General features: G+C 59.2%; 19 protein-coding genes. 7 read left to right on the forward strand and 12 right to left on the reverse strand.

Features of this window, described 5'->3' with window-relative positions; translation table 11 throughout:
- Window positions 1-176 precede the first annotated feature (176 nt).
- Window positions 177-1,361, forward strand: coding sequence for a C17 cyclopropane fatty acid synthase CfaB (gene cfaB / locus ACSQ87_RS00790; RefSeq protein WP_223431337.1), 1,185 nt, complete (start codon window positions 177-179; stop codon window positions 1,359-1,361).
- On the opposite strand, the gene cls is transcribed toward cfaB, so the two are convergent.
- Entirely contained in the window at window positions 1,358-2,797 is a 1,440-nt protein-coding gene (gene cls, locus ACSQ87_RS00795; protein ID WP_223431336.1) for a cardiolipin synthase, read from the reverse strand. The genes cfaB and cls overlap by 4 nt on opposite strands.
- A gap of 132 nt (window positions 2,798-2,929) precedes the next feature.
- Here cls and ACSQ87_RS00800 point away from each other — a divergent pair, with 132 nt between their 5' ends.
- Window positions 2,930-3,451: a DUF3617 domain-containing protein gene (locus ACSQ87_RS00800; RefSeq protein ID WP_150657752.1), complete on the forward strand. Its 522-nt coding sequence runs from the start codon at window positions 2,930-2,932 to the stop codon at window positions 3,449-3,451.
- Window positions 3,452-3,474: 23 nt separating this feature from the next.
- On the opposite strand, the gene ACSQ87_RS00805 is transcribed toward ACSQ87_RS00800, so the two are convergent.
- Genes ACSQ87_RS00805 through folE2 form a run of 7 tightly spaced genes read right to left on the reverse strand, consistent with a single transcriptional unit; the run spans window position 3,475 to window position 9,585 of the window.
- On the reverse strand, window positions 3,475-4,356 hold the full coding sequence (locus ACSQ87_RS00805) for a His/Gly/Thr/Pro-type tRNA ligase C-terminal domain-containing protein (RefSeq protein ID WP_436273168.1): 882 nt from the start codon (window positions 4,354-4,356) through the stop codon (window positions 3,475-3,477).
- Between the two features lie 17 nt (window positions 4,357-4,373).
- Window positions 4,374-5,711: a dihydroorotase gene (locus ACSQ87_RS00810; RefSeq protein WP_436273169.1), complete on the reverse strand. Its 1,338-nt coding sequence runs from the start codon at window positions 5,709-5,711 to the stop codon at window positions 4,374-4,376.
- A 2-nt stretch (window positions 5,712-5,713) separates the two neighbouring features.
- Window positions 5,714-6,274: a DapH/DapD/GlmU-related protein gene (locus tag ACSQ87_RS00815; RefSeq protein ID WP_436273170.1), complete on the reverse strand. Its 561-nt coding sequence runs from the start codon at window positions 6,272-6,274 to the stop codon at window positions 5,714-5,716.
- Window positions 6,271-7,146 (reverse strand): metal ABC transporter substrate-binding protein, encoded by an 876-nt coding sequence (locus ACSQ87_RS00820; RefSeq protein ID WP_436273171.1) that lies wholly within the window; start codon window positions 7,144-7,146, stop codon window positions 6,271-6,273. Before ACSQ87_RS00820 ends, ACSQ87_RS00815 begins: the two co-directional genes overlap by 4 nt.
- A gap of 11 nt (window positions 7,147-7,157) precedes the next feature.
- On the reverse strand, window positions 7,158-8,024 hold the full coding sequence (locus ACSQ87_RS00825) for a metal ABC transporter permease (protein ID WP_436273172.1): 867 nt from the start codon (window positions 8,022-8,024) through the stop codon (window positions 7,158-7,160).
- Complete coding sequence (locus tag ACSQ87_RS00830; RefSeq protein WP_436273173.1) at window positions 8,024-8,692, reverse strand: metal ABC transporter ATP-binding protein; 669 nt, start codon at window positions 8,690-8,692, stop codon at window positions 8,024-8,026. Before ACSQ87_RS00830 ends, ACSQ87_RS00825 begins: the two co-directional genes overlap by 1 nt.
- A complete protein-coding gene (gene folE2 / locus ACSQ87_RS00835; RefSeq protein WP_436273174.1) occupies window positions 8,689-9,585 on the reverse strand; it encodes a GTP cyclohydrolase FolE2 in 897 nt (298 codons plus the stop codon). The genes ACSQ87_RS00830 and folE2 overlap by 4 nt, the downstream gene beginning before the upstream one ends.
- A gap of 86 nt (window positions 9,586-9,671) precedes the next feature.
- On the opposite strand from folE2, the gene ACSQ87_RS00840 reads away from it, so the two are divergent.
- Window positions 9,672-10,868 (forward strand): N-acetylmuramoyl-L-alanine amidase, encoded by a 1,197-nt coding sequence (locus ACSQ87_RS00840; RefSeq protein WP_436273175.1) that lies wholly within the window; start codon window positions 9,672-9,674, stop codon window positions 10,866-10,868.
- Here ACSQ87_RS00840 and ACSQ87_RS00845 read toward each other — a convergent pair.
- Entirely contained in the window at window positions 10,865-11,242 is a 378-nt protein-coding gene (locus tag ACSQ87_RS00845) for a glutamine synthetase (protein ID WP_436273176.1), read from the reverse strand. The genes ACSQ87_RS00840 and ACSQ87_RS00845 overlap by 4 nt on opposite strands.
- A 143-nt stretch (window positions 11,243-11,385) precedes the next feature.
- On the opposite strand from ACSQ87_RS00845, the gene zigA reads away from it, so the two are divergent.
- A complete protein-coding gene (zigA, locus tag ACSQ87_RS00850; RefSeq protein ID WP_223431325.1) occupies window positions 11,386-12,594 on the forward strand; it encodes a zinc metallochaperone GTPase ZigA in 1,209 nt (402 codons plus the stop codon).
- Window positions 12,594-13,244, forward strand: a complete 651-nt coding sequence (locus ACSQ87_RS00855) for a DUF1826 domain-containing protein (protein ID WP_436273177.1) — start codon at window positions 12,594-12,596, stop codon at window positions 13,242-13,244. The genes zigA and ACSQ87_RS00855 overlap by 1 nt, the downstream gene beginning before the upstream one ends.
- Window positions 13,245-13,248: 4 nt before the next feature.
- Here the strand turns inward: ACSQ87_RS00855 and ACSQ87_RS00860 are convergent, their stop codons facing one another.
- Window positions 13,249-13,605, reverse strand: a complete 357-nt coding sequence (locus ACSQ87_RS00860) for an NADH:ubiquinone oxidoreductase (protein ID WP_436273178.1) — start codon at window positions 13,603-13,605, stop codon at window positions 13,249-13,251.
- A gap of 26 nt (window positions 13,606-13,631) precedes the next feature.
- Between ACSQ87_RS00860 and ACSQ87_RS00865 the strand changes: the two genes are divergently transcribed.
- Complete coding sequence (locus ACSQ87_RS00865; protein WP_223431323.1) at window positions 13,632-14,603, forward strand: CobW family GTP-binding protein; 972 nt, start codon at window positions 13,632-13,634, stop codon at window positions 14,601-14,603.
- Window position 14,604: 1 nt separating this feature from the next.
- On the opposite strand, the gene ACSQ87_RS00870 is transcribed toward ACSQ87_RS00865, so the two are convergent.
- Window positions 14,605-15,018: a DUF3301 domain-containing protein gene (locus ACSQ87_RS00870; RefSeq protein ID WP_223431322.1), complete on the reverse strand. Its 414-nt coding sequence runs from the start codon at window positions 15,016-15,018 to the stop codon at window positions 14,605-14,607.
- A 120-nt stretch (window positions 15,019-15,138) separates the two neighbouring features.
- Here ACSQ87_RS00870 and pdxY point away from each other — a divergent pair, with 120 nt between their 5' ends.
- On the forward strand, window positions 15,139-16,011 hold the full coding sequence (gene pdxY, locus ACSQ87_RS00875) for a pyridoxal kinase PdxY (protein WP_436273179.1): 873 nt from the start codon (window positions 15,139-15,141) through the stop codon (window positions 16,009-16,011).
- Between the two features lie 147 nt (window positions 16,012-16,158).
- Here the strand turns inward: pdxY and ACSQ87_RS00880 are convergent, their stop codons facing one another.
- Window positions 16,159-16,641, reverse strand: a complete 483-nt coding sequence (locus tag ACSQ87_RS00880; protein ID WP_223431321.1) for an acyl-CoA thioesterase — start codon at window positions 16,639-16,641, stop codon at window positions 16,159-16,161.
- Between the last annotated feature and the right edge of the window lie 63 nt (window positions 16,642-16,704).

The raw sequence follows: 16,704 nt of genomic DNA on the forward strand, positions 1-16,704 counted from the left end.
TTCAGAACTGTACGACGAATTCGTAGTCATCTAGGTGAGGGCAATCACTTTTGTGAATTCGCGACGGTGGGTTCGAGCGTTACGAATTATAGAAAAGGGCTATTAATTCGATAGCCAGCTATTTTTCAAGGATGGGCTACCCTCACATCAGACGTCTGAAACAAGAGGGTCTATCCATGCTCGCGCATCTTCCTCCGGCCTTACAGAATCTGCAGTTACCGCTACGCCTGCGACTCTGGGACGGCCATGAATTCAATCTGGGGCCGACGCCTAGCGTCACTATTGTGGTCAAGGACCCACAAATGGTTACCCAGTTCACTCACCCAAGCCTGGACGCGCTCGGAGCGGCGTTTGTCGAAGGTAAACTTGAGCTGGAAGGCTCCATCAGTGACGTGATCCGCGTCTGCGATGAGTGGAGTCAGGCGTTGCTCGGTGATCAAGACAGTCAACCGGTGCGCACCGCTCACGACAAAGAAGCCGACGCCAAGGCGATTTCCTACCACTACGACCTTTCCAACGCGTTTTATCAACTGTGGCTCGACAGTGACATGGCGTATTCCTGCGCCTATTTCGAGACCGGCAGTGAAACGCTGGAGCAAGCTCAGCAAGCCAAATTCCGTCACTTGTGCCGCAAGCTGCGGCTGCAACCAGGGGAATATCTGCTGGATGTCGGCTGCGGTTGGGGCGGACTGGCGCGGTATGCGGCTCGGGAGTTTGGCGCGAAGGTATTCGGGATCACCCTCAGTAAAGAGCAACTGGCACTTGCCCGTGAACGGGTGACTGCCGAAGGCCTGGACGATCTGGTCGAACTGCAACTGCTCGACTACCGCGACCTGCCTCAGGACGGTCGCTTCGACAAAGTGGTCAGTGTCGGCATGTTCGAACACGTTGGCCACGCCAATCTGGCCGAGTACTGCAACACCTTGTTCGGTGCGGTGAAAGAGGGCGGCCTGGTGATGAACCACGGGATTACCGCCAAACACATCGACGGCCGTCCGGTGGGGCGCGGTGCCGGCGAATTCATCGAGAAATATGTGTTCCCCAATGGCGAGCTGCCGCATCTATCGATGATCTCTGCCGAGATCAGTGAAGCAGGGCTGGAGATCGTCGACGTCGAGAGTCTGCGCCTGCACTACGCGCGTACCCTGGACCACTGGAGTGAACGCCTGGAAGACAATCTGGAAGCGGCTTCCAGGCTGGTACCAGAGCAGGCCTTACGGATCTGGCGGCTGTACCTGGCGGGATGCGCTTACGCGTTCGCCAAGGGCTGGATCAATCTGCACCAGATTCTCGCGGTGAAAGCTCACCCCGATGGCAGCCATGAACTGCCATGGACGCGAGACGATATCTACAACCCTTAAAGTATCGGCGAAATAAGCCGGGCGACCCGCATGCCGACCTGTTGCAGGCGACGGGTCTCCCGGCTTTCTTCTTTGGCGATCTCGTGAGCCTGGGCGAAGTCATCGTTGAGCATTTGTTCTACTTCGGCGGCAAACGCGCTGTCGACTGTCAGCAACATCACTTCAAAATTCAGCCGGAACGAGCGGTTGTCCAGATTGGCACTGCCAATGGCGCTGATTTCACTGTCGATCAATACCACTTTCTGATGCAGGAATCCCGGCTCGTAGCGGAACACCCGCACGCCGGCGCGCACGGCTTCGAAGGCATAAAGGCTGGAGGCGGCGTAGACGATCCGGTGGTCCGGTCGTGAGGGCAGCAGCAGCCGCACATCCACGCCTCGCAGAACTGCCAGCCTTAACGCAGCGAACACGGCTTCGTCGGGGATGAAATACGGGCTGGTGATCCACACCCGTTCGGTGGCGGCATGAATGGCTTCAACGAAGAATAACGAACAGGTTTCGTAGGAATCCGCCGGGCCGCTGGCGAGCAATTGGCAGAGTACGCCGTCGTCCGGGTAAACGTCCGGCAGGATCAGCGGCGGCAATGAGCGGGCGGCCCAAAACCAGTCTTCTGCAAAAGATTCCTGCATGCAGGCCACCACCGGCCCGCGTACTTGCACATGGGTATCGCGCCACGGCGCGAGGGGTGGTTTCTCGCCCATGTATTCGTCGCCGACGTTGTGCCCACCGACGAAACCCAGCACTCCATCGACTACCACAATCTTGCGGTGGTTGCGGAAGTTGACTTGGAAGCGGTTGAGCCAGCCGCTACGGGTGGCAAAGGCTTTGACCTCGACGCCGGCATCGCGTAACGGTTGCACGTAACTGTGAGGCAGGGAATGGCTGCCGATGCGGTCGTACAATAAATAGACCGCTACGCCTTCGGCGGCTTTCTGCAGCAGCAAGGTTTGCAGGCGTTGGCCAAGGCGATCGTCGTGGATGATGAAAAACTGAATCAGCACTGCTTCCTTCGCGTTGCTGATGGCTTCAAAAATGGCGTTGAAGGTGGCCTGGCCGTCGATCAGCAAACGCACTTCGTTGTTCGCCAGGCACGGCATGCGCCCCAGTTTCGGCATGGCCCTCAAGGACGCGTAAGCATTTGAGGCGCGAGCGGTCAGCGCCTCTTCTACCCAAGGGCGCCAGTTGAGCTCGGAGATTGCTTTGCGCATTTCTTCGTTGGCCTGGCGCCGAGCCTTGATGTAGCCATCGAAGGTACTGCGGCCGAAGACCAGATAGGGGATGAGTGTGAGGTAGGGAATAAACAGCAACGACAGGGCCCAGGCAATCGATCCCTGGGCGGTCCGGACGGTGAGCACGGCGTGGATGGCAGCGATCAGGCCCAGCGTGTGAAGCAGTGCAATCATATAGCCAAAAATATGCGGTCCAAAGTAATCCATGGGGGCAGCCTTGCTCCTGAAGATTCAATGCTTAACAGACCATGTTCCGTGCAGAATGTCGCTATTTAATTGGCCCATGAACCGAAGCCACTCGCTGACGTCTAACGGCCACAACTGATCAGGAGTTACTCGATGAACGTTCGTCTGCTGGGTTTGGCCATGGCTGTTGGTTTGTCACTTCCTGTGGCCGCTCAGGCGCAGATGTTGCAGCCCGGTTTGTGGGAAATGACCACAAGCAACATGAAGGTCGATGACCAGAATCTCCCGGATTTACAGCTGATCCTTGGCCAGATACAGAGCCAGATGACCCCTCAACAGCGCGCGCAGCTCGAAAAGCAGGGCATCACCATGGGCGGCAAAGGGATTCGGGCTTGCTTGACGCCGGAACAAGTGAAGACTAACGACATTCCGCTGACCGATCCGCAGTCGGGCTGCAAGCAGGAAATCACCGACCGCACCGGGAATCAGTGGAAATTCCGCTTCAGCTGTCCGAAAGCGCAGGGCACCGGTGTCGCCACTTTCCTCAGTGATCGTGAGTTCACCACTAAGGTTAACGGCACGTTCAATGCTACCGGCATTCAGCAGAAGGGCAGCCTCGATAGCCGCGCCGTGTGGTTGGGGCAGGATTGCGGGACCGTCAAGCCAAGAGCTTAAAAGCTCGCCAGCAGGCCCGCGACCTACATGACCGTGTGGGAGCGGGCCTGATTCAACCACTCACACACCGTTTCAACGCTCATCCTGCCGAAATCCTCCCCAGTGCGGCTGCGCACACTGACAAACCCGCCTGCTTTTTCTTTCTCCCCGATCACCACCAGATACGGCACGTGCTGACTGTGCTCGCGAATCTTTTGGCGGACTTTCTCGTGACGCAGATCCGCGCGGGCGCGCACGCCACTTCTGCGCAATGCCTCGGTCACCGACTGCGCATAATCCGCCTGACGTTCGTCCATGCTGACGATCATGACGTGTGGTGGTGTCCGCCAGTTATCGAGCTCCTGTTGGCAGGACCAGCACGTACCGTAAATCCGTTGCGGCAACGTATCGCTGATGTGGTCGAGGGTGAACGCTTGCAGCACTCTGGTCGCAGGGACATGCGGGCCAGCGGTCGTAGATTCGAAGTTCCCCAGGCGGTACAGCGATGTCTTTCCTTGACGGCGAATCGAATGATTAGTCGCCGCCAGCGCCTGCATGCGAGCCTCGATCAGTGGCAGGTCTGTCTGCGTTAAGGATCGCTCGGCAGAAAACTCATGAAAGAACCCGTCGCCCAGCGCTGTTCCTGCGTGCAGTTGCACCTGTGGATGGAGTTGTTTAACGGCCATGGCCAGCATCAGCACGCAGGAGCGTCGCAGGATCTCCAGCCCATCGGGCTCTTGAGGCGTGACGATGCTGACCCGGGCATCGGCCTCGATCATGAACTCACAGTCCACCAGGATGCCGTCCACTCGGCCGGCCACCGCTGCTTTTGCCAGTCCGGGTCCGATACTCGCGGCGAGCTCGTACACCGACAGTGGCTGGTCGTATTCACGCAATGAACCATCGCTCAGGGTGATGTGAATCATGTCGGTGCTCTCGAGTGCTAGCGCATAAACCGTAGTGGTAAACCCAGGCAGTTGTCATTAAGACGTTTGTCGTGCCAGGCAATTTGCCCCGACACGATCGTGGTGCTGACGCTGTGGCGGAAACGCTTGCGGGCAAAAGGTGTCCAGCCGCATTGAGACAGGATCGGCTGCTGGGAAACGGCGACGCCACCAGGTTCCGGTTTGATCAGAACGAGGTCGGCCCAATAGCCTTCGCGCAGATAACCTCGGTCGGGAATGGCGAACAGATCGGCGACCCGGTGACTGGTTTTTGCGACGAGCGTAGTGATCGGCAACACTTCATCCGCGACCAGTTCCAGCAACGCGGGCAGGGCGTGTTGCACCAACGGCAAACCGGAAGGCGCCTGACTGTACGGCCGCTGTTTTTCAGCCCAGGTGTGTGGCGCGTGATCGCTGCCGATCACGTCGAGCCGATGGCTCAGCAATGCTTCGCGCAAGGCATCGCGGTCGGCCTGGGTTTTGATCGCCGGGTTACACTTGATCAGGTTGCCGAGGCTCGGGTAATCCCGGTCATCGAACAGCAAGTGGTGCAGGCAGACTTCGGCGGTGATGCGTTTCTGGGCCAGCGGCTTGTCTTCGAACAACGCCAGTTCGCGGGCGGTGGTCAGGTGCAGAACGTGCAGTCGGGTGCCGTGACGCCTGGCCAGGTCCACGGCCATTGAGGAGGAGCGAAAGCAGGCCTCGGCGTTGCGGATCAGCGGGTGGGCCGCAGCTGGAATGTGTTCACCGAACAAGTCACGCAGGTTCGCGGCGTTGGCGTCGATGCTGGGCGTGTGTTCGCAGTGGGCCAATAAAAGGGTCGGCACCTCGGCGAATAGCCGCTCCAGAATCTTTGGGTCATCGACCAGCATGTTGCCGGTAGAGGCGCCCATGAACACTTTGACGCCGGCGACTTCACAGGGGTTTAGCCTGGCGACGGTATCGAGATTGTCGTTGCTCACGCCGAAATGAAAACCGTAATTGGCGACGGAGTTGATCGCCGCTCGGCGCTTTTTGTCGGCCAGTGCGCTGAGGGTCAGGGTCGCCGGATGGGTGTTGGGCATGTCCATGAAGCTGGTGATGCCACCGGCCACCGCCGCCCGCGATTCGGTGTAGAAGCTGCCTTTGTCTGGCGAGCCTGGATCGCGGAAATGCACTTGGTCGTCGATCATTCCGGGCAGCAGCCATTGCCCTTGTGCATTGATTTCCACGTCGGCATTTTCACCGTGGATGCTGCTGGCGATCTTCACGATTCGACCGTTGCTCACCAACAGATCACCGTCAAACTCCCTACCTTCGTTCACCAACCGGGCATTGCGAATCAGCAAGCTGCTCATGGTCAGAACTCGTTCTGCAGGGCTTTGTAGCCGCGCACCAGATCGACGTTGGTGCGCGCCACGTCCTCGGAAAACTCCGAGGCGCTGATGCTCACCGGTGGGAACTGCGACAGATCTGTCTTCGGGCCGATGCGGGTGGTGGAGGGCACGTAGAAGTCTTCGGGCAAGTCGCGACCATCGACCACCGAGTTGTGCCGCACCACGCAACCGTCACCGACTGCGCAGTTGAACAGCACGCTGTTGAACCCGATAAACACCCGGTCGCCGACCTTGCACGGACCATGAACGATCGAGCGGTGGGCGATGGAGCTGAACTCGCCGATGGTCACTGCCGCGCCGGATTTGGAATGGATCACCACGCCATCCTGGATGTTCGAGTTGGCGCCAATAGTGATCGGCTCCATCTCGCCTGAGGCATCCACTTCATCGGCACGAATCACCGCGTAAGGACCGACGAAGACGTTCTCGCCGATCACCACTTTGCCGCAGATGATGGCGGTTTTATCCACGTAGGCAGATTCCGCTATCACCGGCAAATCACCGGAAGGATTCTTGCGGATCATGGCTTGCTCAACGCGTTGTACAGGGTGTTGAGGTTGTACTCGAACAACCCGACGAAGGTGCTGGCCGGCCCGGTCGCCGCGAGCGCATCGGAGTACAACGTGCCACCGATGTGCGCGCCGCTTTCATCGGCAATCTGCTTGAGCAGGCGTGCATCCTTGATGTTTTCCATGAATACGGCTTTGACCTTGGCTTGGCGTATCTGGGTGATCAGCGCAGCGACTTCGGCGGCTGACGGTTCGCGCTCGGTGGACAGGCCTTGAGGGGCCATGAAGTCGATGCCATAAGCCTGACCGAGATAACCGAAGGCGTCATGGGACGTCACGATTTTGCGATTGCCCGGTGGCAGCGAACCGAGTTTGACCTTGGCGTCGGCAAGCAGCGCGTAGATCTGTTTCAGGTAGGTCTGACTGTTGCGTTCGTAGTCGGCTTTGTTCGTCGGGTCAGCGGCGATCAGCGCCTTGGTGATGTTGCTGATATACAGCTCAGCGTTCGCCAGATTGTGCCAAGCGTGCGGGTCGGGAATCGTCTCGCCATCTTCATCCAGGGAGCGCGGGATGACGCCGCGACTCGCGCTGATCAATGGCGCTTTGGTCTCGGTGCTGGTCACCAGACGGTCCAGCCAAGGCTCGAAACCCAAGCCGTTTTTGATGATGAGTTTGGCTTTGAGCAACGCCTTGGCGTCGTCCGGGGTCGGCTCGTACGTGTGAGCATCGGCATCCGGGCCGACCATGTTGGTGATCTGGATATGGTCGCCGCCGACTTGATGGGTCATGTCCGCGAGGATGCTGAAACTGGTGACTACCTGAAGTTTTTCCGCAGCAGACAGCGACATCGACAGCAGCAAACTGAACAGCACGAGTAGAACGCGCATCGGGTAACACCTCATTGGGATGTGAGCAAAGGCGGGCGGCGCAGCAAACCGTGCACCGATCCGAACACCACGGACAGCAGATACAAACCGCCAGCCACCAGCACGATCGCCGGGCCACTGGGCAGTGAGTAGTAGAACGACAGCAACAGTCCGAGCCACACCGAGAGGCAGCCGAGCAGGGCGGCGATGGCCATCAACGTCGGTAAGCGACGACTCCAGAAGCGAGAAGCGGCGGCGGGCAACATCATCAAACCGACCACCATCAGCGCGCCGATGGCTTGAAAACCGATCACCAGATTCAGCACCACCAGGGTTAGAAATACGCCGTGAGCCAAGGGACCAAGTCGGCTGACGGTTTGCAGAAAGAGTGGGTCGAGGGTGTCCAGCAACAGTGGTTTGTAGATGAACGCCATGGCGATCAGGCTGAAGCCGGAGACCCAGAGCATACCGGTCAACGTCGGGCCATCGACTGCCAGGGCCGAGCCAAACAACAGGTGCAACAGGTCCAGACGTTTGCCGGCGATGCCGAGGATCAGCACACCGCAGGCAAGGGATATCGGGTAGATCGCGGCGAGACTGGCGTCTTCCCGCAGGCCGGTGCGACGGGTGATCCAGGCGGCGAGTCCAGCCATGCCGAGACCGGCACCGAGGCCGCCGACGGTCAGCGCCGGCAGACTCAATCCGGCGAACCAGAAGCCCAAAGCGGCCCCCGGCAGAATGCCGTGAGCCACGGCGTCGCCGATCAGGCTCATACGTCGCAGGATCAAAAACACGCCCAACGGTGCCGTGCTGCACGCCAGGACCAATCCACCCAGCAGCGCTCGGCGCATAAACACGAACTCGTGGAACGGTTGCCAAAGATGAGCGGCCGCGAGCATCAGGCCACCCGCGCATGTGGTTGTTGATGGATCAGATCAACGCTCGACCCGATGACGCAGCCGGTGCTTTTGATCAGCAACGTTTGAGGAATGTGTTGGCGAACGGCGGCCAGGTCATGGCACACGATCAGCTGGGTTCGGCCTTCGGCATGCCAGGCGTGGATGTGTTTCCAGAGCAGCGCCTGACCGAGTTCGTCGAGGGCGGCGTGGGGTTCGTCGAGCAACAGCAGTGGCGAATCCGCGAGGCTCAAACGGGCGAGCAGGGCACGCTGTAATTCGCCGCCGGACAAGGCCATCAACGGGCGCTGTTCCAGTCCGCTCAGGCACCAGTTTTCCAGTACGGCTTTGAGGCGTTGTCTGCGTATCTCGGGAGACTGCGTGCTACCCCAGAAACCGGCGGCGACTAACTCTTGCAAGCTGATGGGGAATTGGCGGTCCAGGTGTTGTTGCTGAGGCAGGAACGAGAGCTTGCCCTTGCGTGGAACCTCCAGGATGACTTTGCCGGTCAGCGGTTTTTGCAAACCCGCGATGACTTTCAGCAGGCTGCTTTTACCGGAACCGTTCGCACCGATTACGGCGGTCAGACTTCCTTTGGCCAGTTCGAAATCCACGGGTGGAGTCAGTGGCTGGCCAGGTGCGCCCCATCGCAAGGCTTGGCAATGAATCATGCGGCCTCCCAGTTCCAACGGCTTTCGGCGACGGCATCGTGGGCGTGGAGGCTTTCCGCGTGGACGACTCGTAGGTGGAAGGCGTTGATGCCAGGGGAGCGTTTCAGCGCCAGGTTCAAACGGCGGGCGGCGTCTTCGCAGAACATCAGGTTCTGACCGTTGGCCAACGCGAAGGCTTGTTCGTCGGCGCGTTTTACGGCGGTTTGTACGGCGGTGCCGAGGGCTGCTTCGGCGTCGTTGATGATCGCGATCAGCGGCAAGTCATCCAGGTAGTCATCCACTCGAAGCCGCAATCTCGCAGTGCTCCGTTGGCTGTGAGGCGTTGCGACGATGCCTTTTGTGGAGCCGAGCCAAGTCAATACGTCGGCGTGTTGCAACGGCTTGTTGGCGAAGTCATCGATGAATTGCTGTTGAATCAACTGCCGGGAAAGCGCGGCCGAACACGGGCAAGTCGAGGAATAAGGCACGTCGATTTTTAGTTCCACGTGGAACATTGCGTTTTTCAAACGTGCTTCGATGCTTACTGGATAGGTTTTCCAGCCGGCCAATGGACTGACCAGCGCCGGTCTTTTTAACAGTAAATCGGTGTGGATTTTTAAGTACGCGCTGTTGGACAGACCTTCATGCGTCTCGAGAAAACTTTGCAAAACTTGCCGCAACAAGGCGGGTGTCAGGTTTTCTCCCTCAAGCATTTCCAGCGCCAAGTACAGCCGCGACATATGAATACCGCGCGCCTCTCCATCGTCGAGGCTAACGCCCGCATCGGCCTTTGCACTCATTCGTTGGCCATCGAATAAAACAGGAAGAGCAATGCCGCACATGCCCACCCAGTCGAGTGGCAGGGCTTGGCGTGAGGCCTGCGCGGCGATATCCGGCAGAGTCAGCGCATTCATGAGCAGGTCCATCGTGGGAGTCGATTCTGTATGTTATGTTATTACATTAAAATCGACCATGCCTTTTTCATGAACAGGCTTTCATCATGCACAGACGTCAGTTGTTGAACTTGATCCTGGCCAGCGCGGCCTTCGCTTTACCGTTTGGCGTCTCGGCCACACAAATTCGCAATGCGCGGCTCTGGCGTTCGGATGACAAGTTGCGATTGGTGTTCGATCTGAGCGGGCCGGTGCAATACAAGACGTTTTCCCTGAGCGCTCCAGAACGGCTGATCATCGATCTGAGTGGCGCCAGCCTCAGTGGCGACTTCAGTCAGTTGGCGCTCAGCAACACTGTGATTCGCTCTATCCGCTCCGGACAATTTGGCGTTGGCGATACGCGGATCGTCCTCGACCTCAGCGGCCCGGTGCAGCTCGCCAGTTTTTTGCTGCCGCCACAGGACGGTCAGGGACATCGACTGGTACTCGATCTGAAGACTGCTGCTCCGTTACAAATGGCGGCTGCGCCCGAGGCGTCGATCGACAAGGCTCACCCCAAGCGCGACATCATCGTCGTGGTCGACCCCGGTCACGGCGGCAAAGACCCCGGCGCGGTCGGCGCCAAAGGTGAGCGTGAGAAAGACGTGGTGCTGTCCATCGCCCAGCTATTGGCCAAACGGCTGAAACGCGAGAAGGGCTTCGACGTGAAACTGGTGCGCAACGACGACTTCTTCGTCCCGTTGCGCAAGCGTGTGGAGATCGCTCGCAAGCACAACGCCGACATGTTCATCTCGGTGCATGCCGATGCGGCGCCGCGTCTCACCGCGTCGGGCGCTTCGGTCTACTGCCTGTCCGAGGGTGGAGCAACGTCGGCGACGGCGCGTTTCATGGCGCAACGAGAGAACGGCGCAGACCTGCTGGGCGCTACCAGCCTGCTCAACCTCAAGGACAAGGACCCGATGCTCGCCGGGGTGATTCTCGACATGTCGATGAACGCAACCCTCGCCGCCAGTTTGCAGTTGGGCAGCACGGTGCTCGGCAGTCTGGCTGGCATCACCACATTGCATCAGAAGCGTGTGGAACAAGCGGGATTTGCGGTGCTGAAGTCGCCGGACGTGCCGTCGATCCTGGTGGAAACCGGCTTCATCTCCAACGCTCGCGACAGTCAGCGACTGGTCACCGCGCGCCACCAGCAGGCCGTAGCCGATGGTTTATTCGAAGGTTTACAGCGCTATTTCCAGAAAAATCCGCCGGTAAACAGCTACATCGCTTGGCAGCAAGAGCAGAAAAAATCCCAGGCCTAACATCCCGTAATTCGGCTACAGGTGAACTTGCCACTGCTGCCACCGGAACTGGAAAACCGATTGATCGTGGTCCAGCCGACGCGACGGTTGTAGCCGACCCAGGCCTCGCCATCGGAAGCGAGCCCAGTGAAGAACGTGAGTTGTCCGTAGCGACTGTTGGTCTGCGCCCAATGGCGTTTTCCGGCTGCTTCGAAACCCCGCAGATAGATCGTGTTTCCGACGGTGTTGACGCTGTAGGCGTTGCCGTCGCCATCCACGCAGGCCAGCAGATTGGCGCTTCGGGTGCATTTGGCCAGGCTCGGAATTTGCGCCCAGGCATCGACAGCGACCAGCAGCGAAACGCTCATCAGCGCTATTTTCAGGGCTACACGCATAGGATTTCTCATGGACCGAACGGGCGTGAGCATCGTGCCCTTTGTCATCGTGGGCAAGAGGAGAGTGGCTTGATTGTGTTGTTATACTATAACATCAACTTAAGCCCGACACTGCAACCGGGCATCTCTGTGAGGAATACCTGATGCCCAATCGTCTCCCCGTAACCGTCCTGTCGGGCTTTCTCGGCGCTGGCAAAAGTACGCTGCTCAACTACGTGCTGCGCAATCGCGAGAAGCTGCGCGTCGCCGTGATCGTCAATGATATGAGCGAAATCAACATCGATGGCGGCGAAGTCCAGCGCGATGTCAGCCTGAACCGCGCGGAAGAAAAACTGGTGGAGATGAGCAATGGATGCATCTGCTGCACCTTGCGCGAAGACTTGTTGGAAGAAGTGAGCAAACTCGCCAAGGAGGGTCGCTTTGATTATTTATTGATCGAGTCCACAGGCATTTCCGAGCCGCTGCCCGTGGCGGAAACCTTCACCTTCCGCGATGAAGAAGGGCAGAGCCTGGCCGACATCGCCCGGCTCGACACCATGGTCACCGTGGTCGATGGCATGAACTTCCTGCTCGATTATCAGGCCGCCGAAAGCCTCGCATCCCGTGGTGAAACCTTGGGTGAAGAGGACGAACGCTCGATCACCGACCTGTTGATCGAGCAGATCGAATTCGCCGACGTGATTCTGATCAGCAAGATCGACTTGATCAGCAGCAGCGAACGCCAGGAGCTGATCGCGATCCTTGAGCGGCTTAACGCCCAGGCGGAAATTATCCCGATGGTCATGGGTGAAATTCCCTTGGCGAAGATCCTCAATACCGGCCGTTTCGACTTCGAAAAGGCCGCGCAGGCGCCGGGCTGGTTACAGGAACTGCGTGGCGAACACGTGCCGGAAACCGAGGAATATGGCATCGCCTCGACAGCCTACCGAGCCCGCCGACCGTTTCATCCGCAGCGCTTTTTCAGCTTCATCGACCGCCCGTGGGTGAACGGCAAACTGCTGCGCTCCAAGGGTTTCTTCTGGCTGGCCAGCAAGCACATGGACGCCGGCAGCTGGTCTCAGGCCGGTGGATTGATGCGCCATGGTTTCGCCGGACGCTGGTGGCGTTTCGTGCCGAAAACCCAGTGGCCGCAGGACGAAGAAAGCACCGCCGGGATCATGGAAAACTGGACCGCAACCACTGGCGATTGCCGCCAGGAACTGGTGTTCATCGGCCAGAACATCGACTTCGCGCAACTCACCGCTGAACTCGACAGTTGCCTGCTGACCGACGATGAAATGGCGTTAGGCATCGAGGGCTGGCGACTACTGCCAGATCCATTTGGCCCATGGCATGAAGAGGCTGCAGCCTGATGTTGGCACCCAGTCTGAAACTACGGCCGATCATTTATCAGGTTCAAGGTGAGACGCCGCAAGCGTTGACCCGAATACTGGATGACGGCGTAAACCTCACCGTTTGGCAGCGCCAACTGCCGGCGCACATCGCTGATTTCGGGCGTTTGCTGCTGTCCCTGAACGAGCCGTTGGCCGAGTCGCTGGTCCTGGAACTGCCCAGCGATGACAGCGAACCCAATCTTCATGGATTAGCCTCAGGTTTCAGTGATCTCGAAGGTTACGAAGGTTTCATCGCCGACGCCTCCTGGCTGGTCAGTGCTTTCGCCTGTTTGCTGGGCGCCAAGCGTATCGGCCTGCGCCTGCGGGTCCTGGACAAGGCCATGTGCCCGCGTTTCCACGTCGATCATGTGCCGGTGCGGCTGATCACCACGTATTGCGGGATCGGCAGCCAGTGGCTGAAGGAAGGTGCGATGGATCGCCGACAATTGGGCAACGCCGAAGCCGAACCCCAGGACGGTCCGCTGATCGAGCAGATCGCCAGCGGCGAAGTCGCGTTGCTCAAAGGCGAGAAATGGCATGGCAACGAAGGCTTCGGCCTTATTCATCGCTCGCCACAGCTTGCGTCCGGTGAGCGGCGGTTGATCCTGACGCTCGACTGGCTGAGCTAGCAGCTCACGGCTTGAGCCAGGTTCCCTGGCTCTGGGCTTCGCAAAACGGCTTCAAATACGCCGCATCCGTGGCTACGCCGTAATAGTGAATATCCTGCCGGTAAGGCATATTGGCGACTTGGGCGTTGCTGCACACGCCGAACGCACCGGTGGGGCATTGGTCGACGTACTGCACTTCGACTTTCTGGCCAGGAAGGTTCGGCTGGCAGAAACCATCGGCGAATAGCTTTTCCGGGATGTTGCGGTTCTGCTGGCAGACTTTCACGTCGAGTCGCGCTGCCGTGCTATGTACCACGCAAGCCTGGGCCAGTGCGTCGCCGGACATGAGCGCCAGGAGCAACGACAATCCCATCAACCGCATCCTTACCTCCTCAGAACACATCGACCATGTTGCAGAATATTCCCACGCACGTCATTGCTGGCCCCTTGGGTGCCGGCAAGACCAGCCTGATCAAGCACCTGCTGGCGCAGCGGCCGGCGAATGAGCGTTGGGCGGTGCTGATCAACGAGTTCGGTCAGATTGGCCTCGACGCTGCGTTGCTGACCCAGGACACCGATGGTATCGCACTGGGTGAAGTGGCCGGGGGGTGTTTGTGTTGCGTGAATGGTGCGCCGTTTCAGATCGGCCTCGGGCGTTTGCTGCGCAAGGCGCGGCCGGATCGGCTGTTCATCGAGCCCTCCGGGCTTGGACATCCGGCGCAATTGCTCCGGCAATTGAGTGAGGCGCCGTGGCAAGGCGTGTTGGCTGTTCAACCCTGCGTGCTGGTGCTGGACGCCCAGGCACTTGCTGCCGGCAAACCGCTGCCGGTGGCGCAACAGGAAGCGCTCAAGAGCACCGGGCTATTGCTGATGAATAAAGCCGAAAATATCGACGACGCTGATCGCCAGCGAATCGCTGCACAGTTGCCGGCGCGTCCGTTGTACTGGACGCAGCAAGCCGCGTTGCCATTGAGTGAGTTGCCGGGGTTTGGGGTTCAGGCTGTAGCGGGTGTGGATAACTTTGTTGCACCCAAAGGATTGGCGCAGTTGCCGGCCATCTGGACCGATCCTGTGCTGCCAATTTGCTTGAGCCAGGAACAGGAGGGCGGCTGGAGTGTTGGGTGGCGCTGGCATCCAAGTCAGGCTTTCGATGCGACGCTCGTTGGCCGTTGGCTTGAAAGCCTTGCCTGGCGGCGGGCGAAACTGGTTATCCACAGCGTCGACGGGTGGGTTTCGGCGAATGCGCTGGAAAACTCGGCGCTGGACTGGCAGCCCAGCGAATGGCGGCGTGATTCGCGCATCGAGCTGATTTTCAGTGAGCCGCAGGATGTTGATTCATTGCAAAGAGATCTAGCCGACTGCCGGTCGAGCCCGACTTGAATCAAGGACGCCATTTAGTGTGTTCTTGCCGCCACTGGCTCATCTCGATGACCTCAGCGCGCGGTTTCACTACATCGGTCACCGCAGGCGTGTCGTCGAACGGCATTGGGTAGGGCGCCAGCTCAATCTGCGCACTGTGAGCGCCGAACTGGGTGATGGTGCCGTTGTGACGGCTTTCACCGGTCACGGTGAATTCGAAGTTATACACACGGGCGAGGCGCCGCCGGCCGTTAGCGTCTTTAATGAACGCAATCTTCTTCAAGGCCACGTTGCCGTCCAGCAGCTCGATTCCGAGCTTTGCGCAATGCAGCTTGACCCGCTCCAGCGCACGCTCGCGCAAGCCATGGTTGTGCCACACCCACGCGCCACCGGTGGCAAGCAGCATCAGGACGAAGATATTTCCAAGGGTCAGCATCAACACGTTGCTCCAACAAGATAGTGTCAGCTTAACTGCGTCGCCGGTCTGTCGTACAGGCTGCGTTTAGTCGCATACTGCGCGGCTTGAATTTCAATCGTTTGACGGAAAACTCACCGCATGAAACGTACGCCCCATCTGCTCGCCATCCAGTCCCACGTGGTGTTCGGCCACGCTGGCAACAGCGCCGCGGTTTTCCCGATGCAGCGGGTCGGGGTGAATGTCTGGCCGCTCAATACGGTGCAGTTCTCCAACCACACCCAGTACGGCCAATGGGCCGGTGAAGTGCTGGCGCCGCATCAGATTCCCGATCTGGTCGAAGGCATCGCGGCGATTGGCGAGCTGGGCAACTGCGACGCGGTATTGTCCGGCTATCTCGGCAGTGCTGCCCAGGGCCGGGCGATCCTGACAGGTGTGGCGCGGATCAAGTCGATGAATCCCAAGGCACTGTATCTGTGTGACCCGGTGATGGGCCATCCGGAGAAGGGTTGCAGCGTGCCCGCGGAAGTTAGCGATTTCCTGCTGGAGGAGGCGGCTGCCGTGGCGGACTTCATGTGCCCCAACCAGCTGGAGCTGGACAGCTTTTCGGGGCGCAAGCCGCAATCGTTGTTCGATTGCCTGGCCATGGCGCGAGCGTTGCTGGCGCGTGGTCCGAAGGCTGTGCTGGTCAAGCATCTGGACTATCCCGGTAAACCGGGGGATGTTTTCGAGATGTTGCTGGTGACGGCCGAAGACTGCTGGCATCTGCGCCGTCCGCTGCTGGCGTTCCCGCGTCAGCCGGTGGGCGTCGGCGACCTGACCTCCGGACTGTTTCTGGCTCGCGTGCTGTTGGGCGATAGCCTGGTGGCGGCTTTCGAATTCGCTGCGTCGGCGGTGCATGAAGTGCTGCTGGAAACCCAGGCTTGCTCCAGCTATGAGCTGGAACTGGTACGGGCTCAGGACCGGATTGCCCATCCACGGGTGCGGTTCGAGGCGACGGCGATCAGTCTCTGAGTTCCGCGTTGAACCCATTCGCGAGCAAGCCCGCTCCCACATTTGGTCTCCGTCGTACACAAATTTTGTGTTCACAGCAGATCCCGTGTGGGAGCGGGCTTGCTCGCGAAGACTATCTAACGAACGACATCAAGCTCACTGAACAGCTCAGGCGTCGCCCTTGATGTCCTGATAACGCTTTTCCAGTTCCTGACGAATCTGCCGACGTTGCTGAGCTTGCATGTAGCGGCGTTTGTCTTCGCTGTTCTGCGGTTGCAGTGGCGGGACAGCAGCCGGTTTGCGGTCGTCATCCACTGCGACCATGGTGAAGAAGCAGCTGTTGGTGTGGCGCACCGAGCGCTCGCGGATGTTTTCGGTCACCACTTTGATGCCCACCTCCATGGAGGTGTTGCCGGTGTAATTGACCGAGGCCAGAAAGGTCACCAGTTCGCCGACATGAATCGGCTCGCGGAAAATCACCTGATCCACCGACAGGGTCACCACGTAGCGGCCGGCATAACGGCTGGCACAGGCGTAGGCCACTTCGTCGAGGTACTTGAGCAAGGTACCGCCGTGGACATTGCCAGAGAAGTTGGCCATGTCGGGGGTCATCAATACCGTCATCGACAGTTGTGCGTTTCCGGGTTCCATAGCGTTCTCACGGTTCAAGGCAGAATTTCGGGAGGGCGGCACCTCTGCGGGCGCCTTGTCAGC

This window comes from Pseudomonas sp. LjRoot277, assembly GCF_964253845.1.
GTDB lineage: Bacteria > Pseudomonadota > Gammaproteobacteria > Pseudomonadales > Pseudomonadaceae > Aquipseudomonas.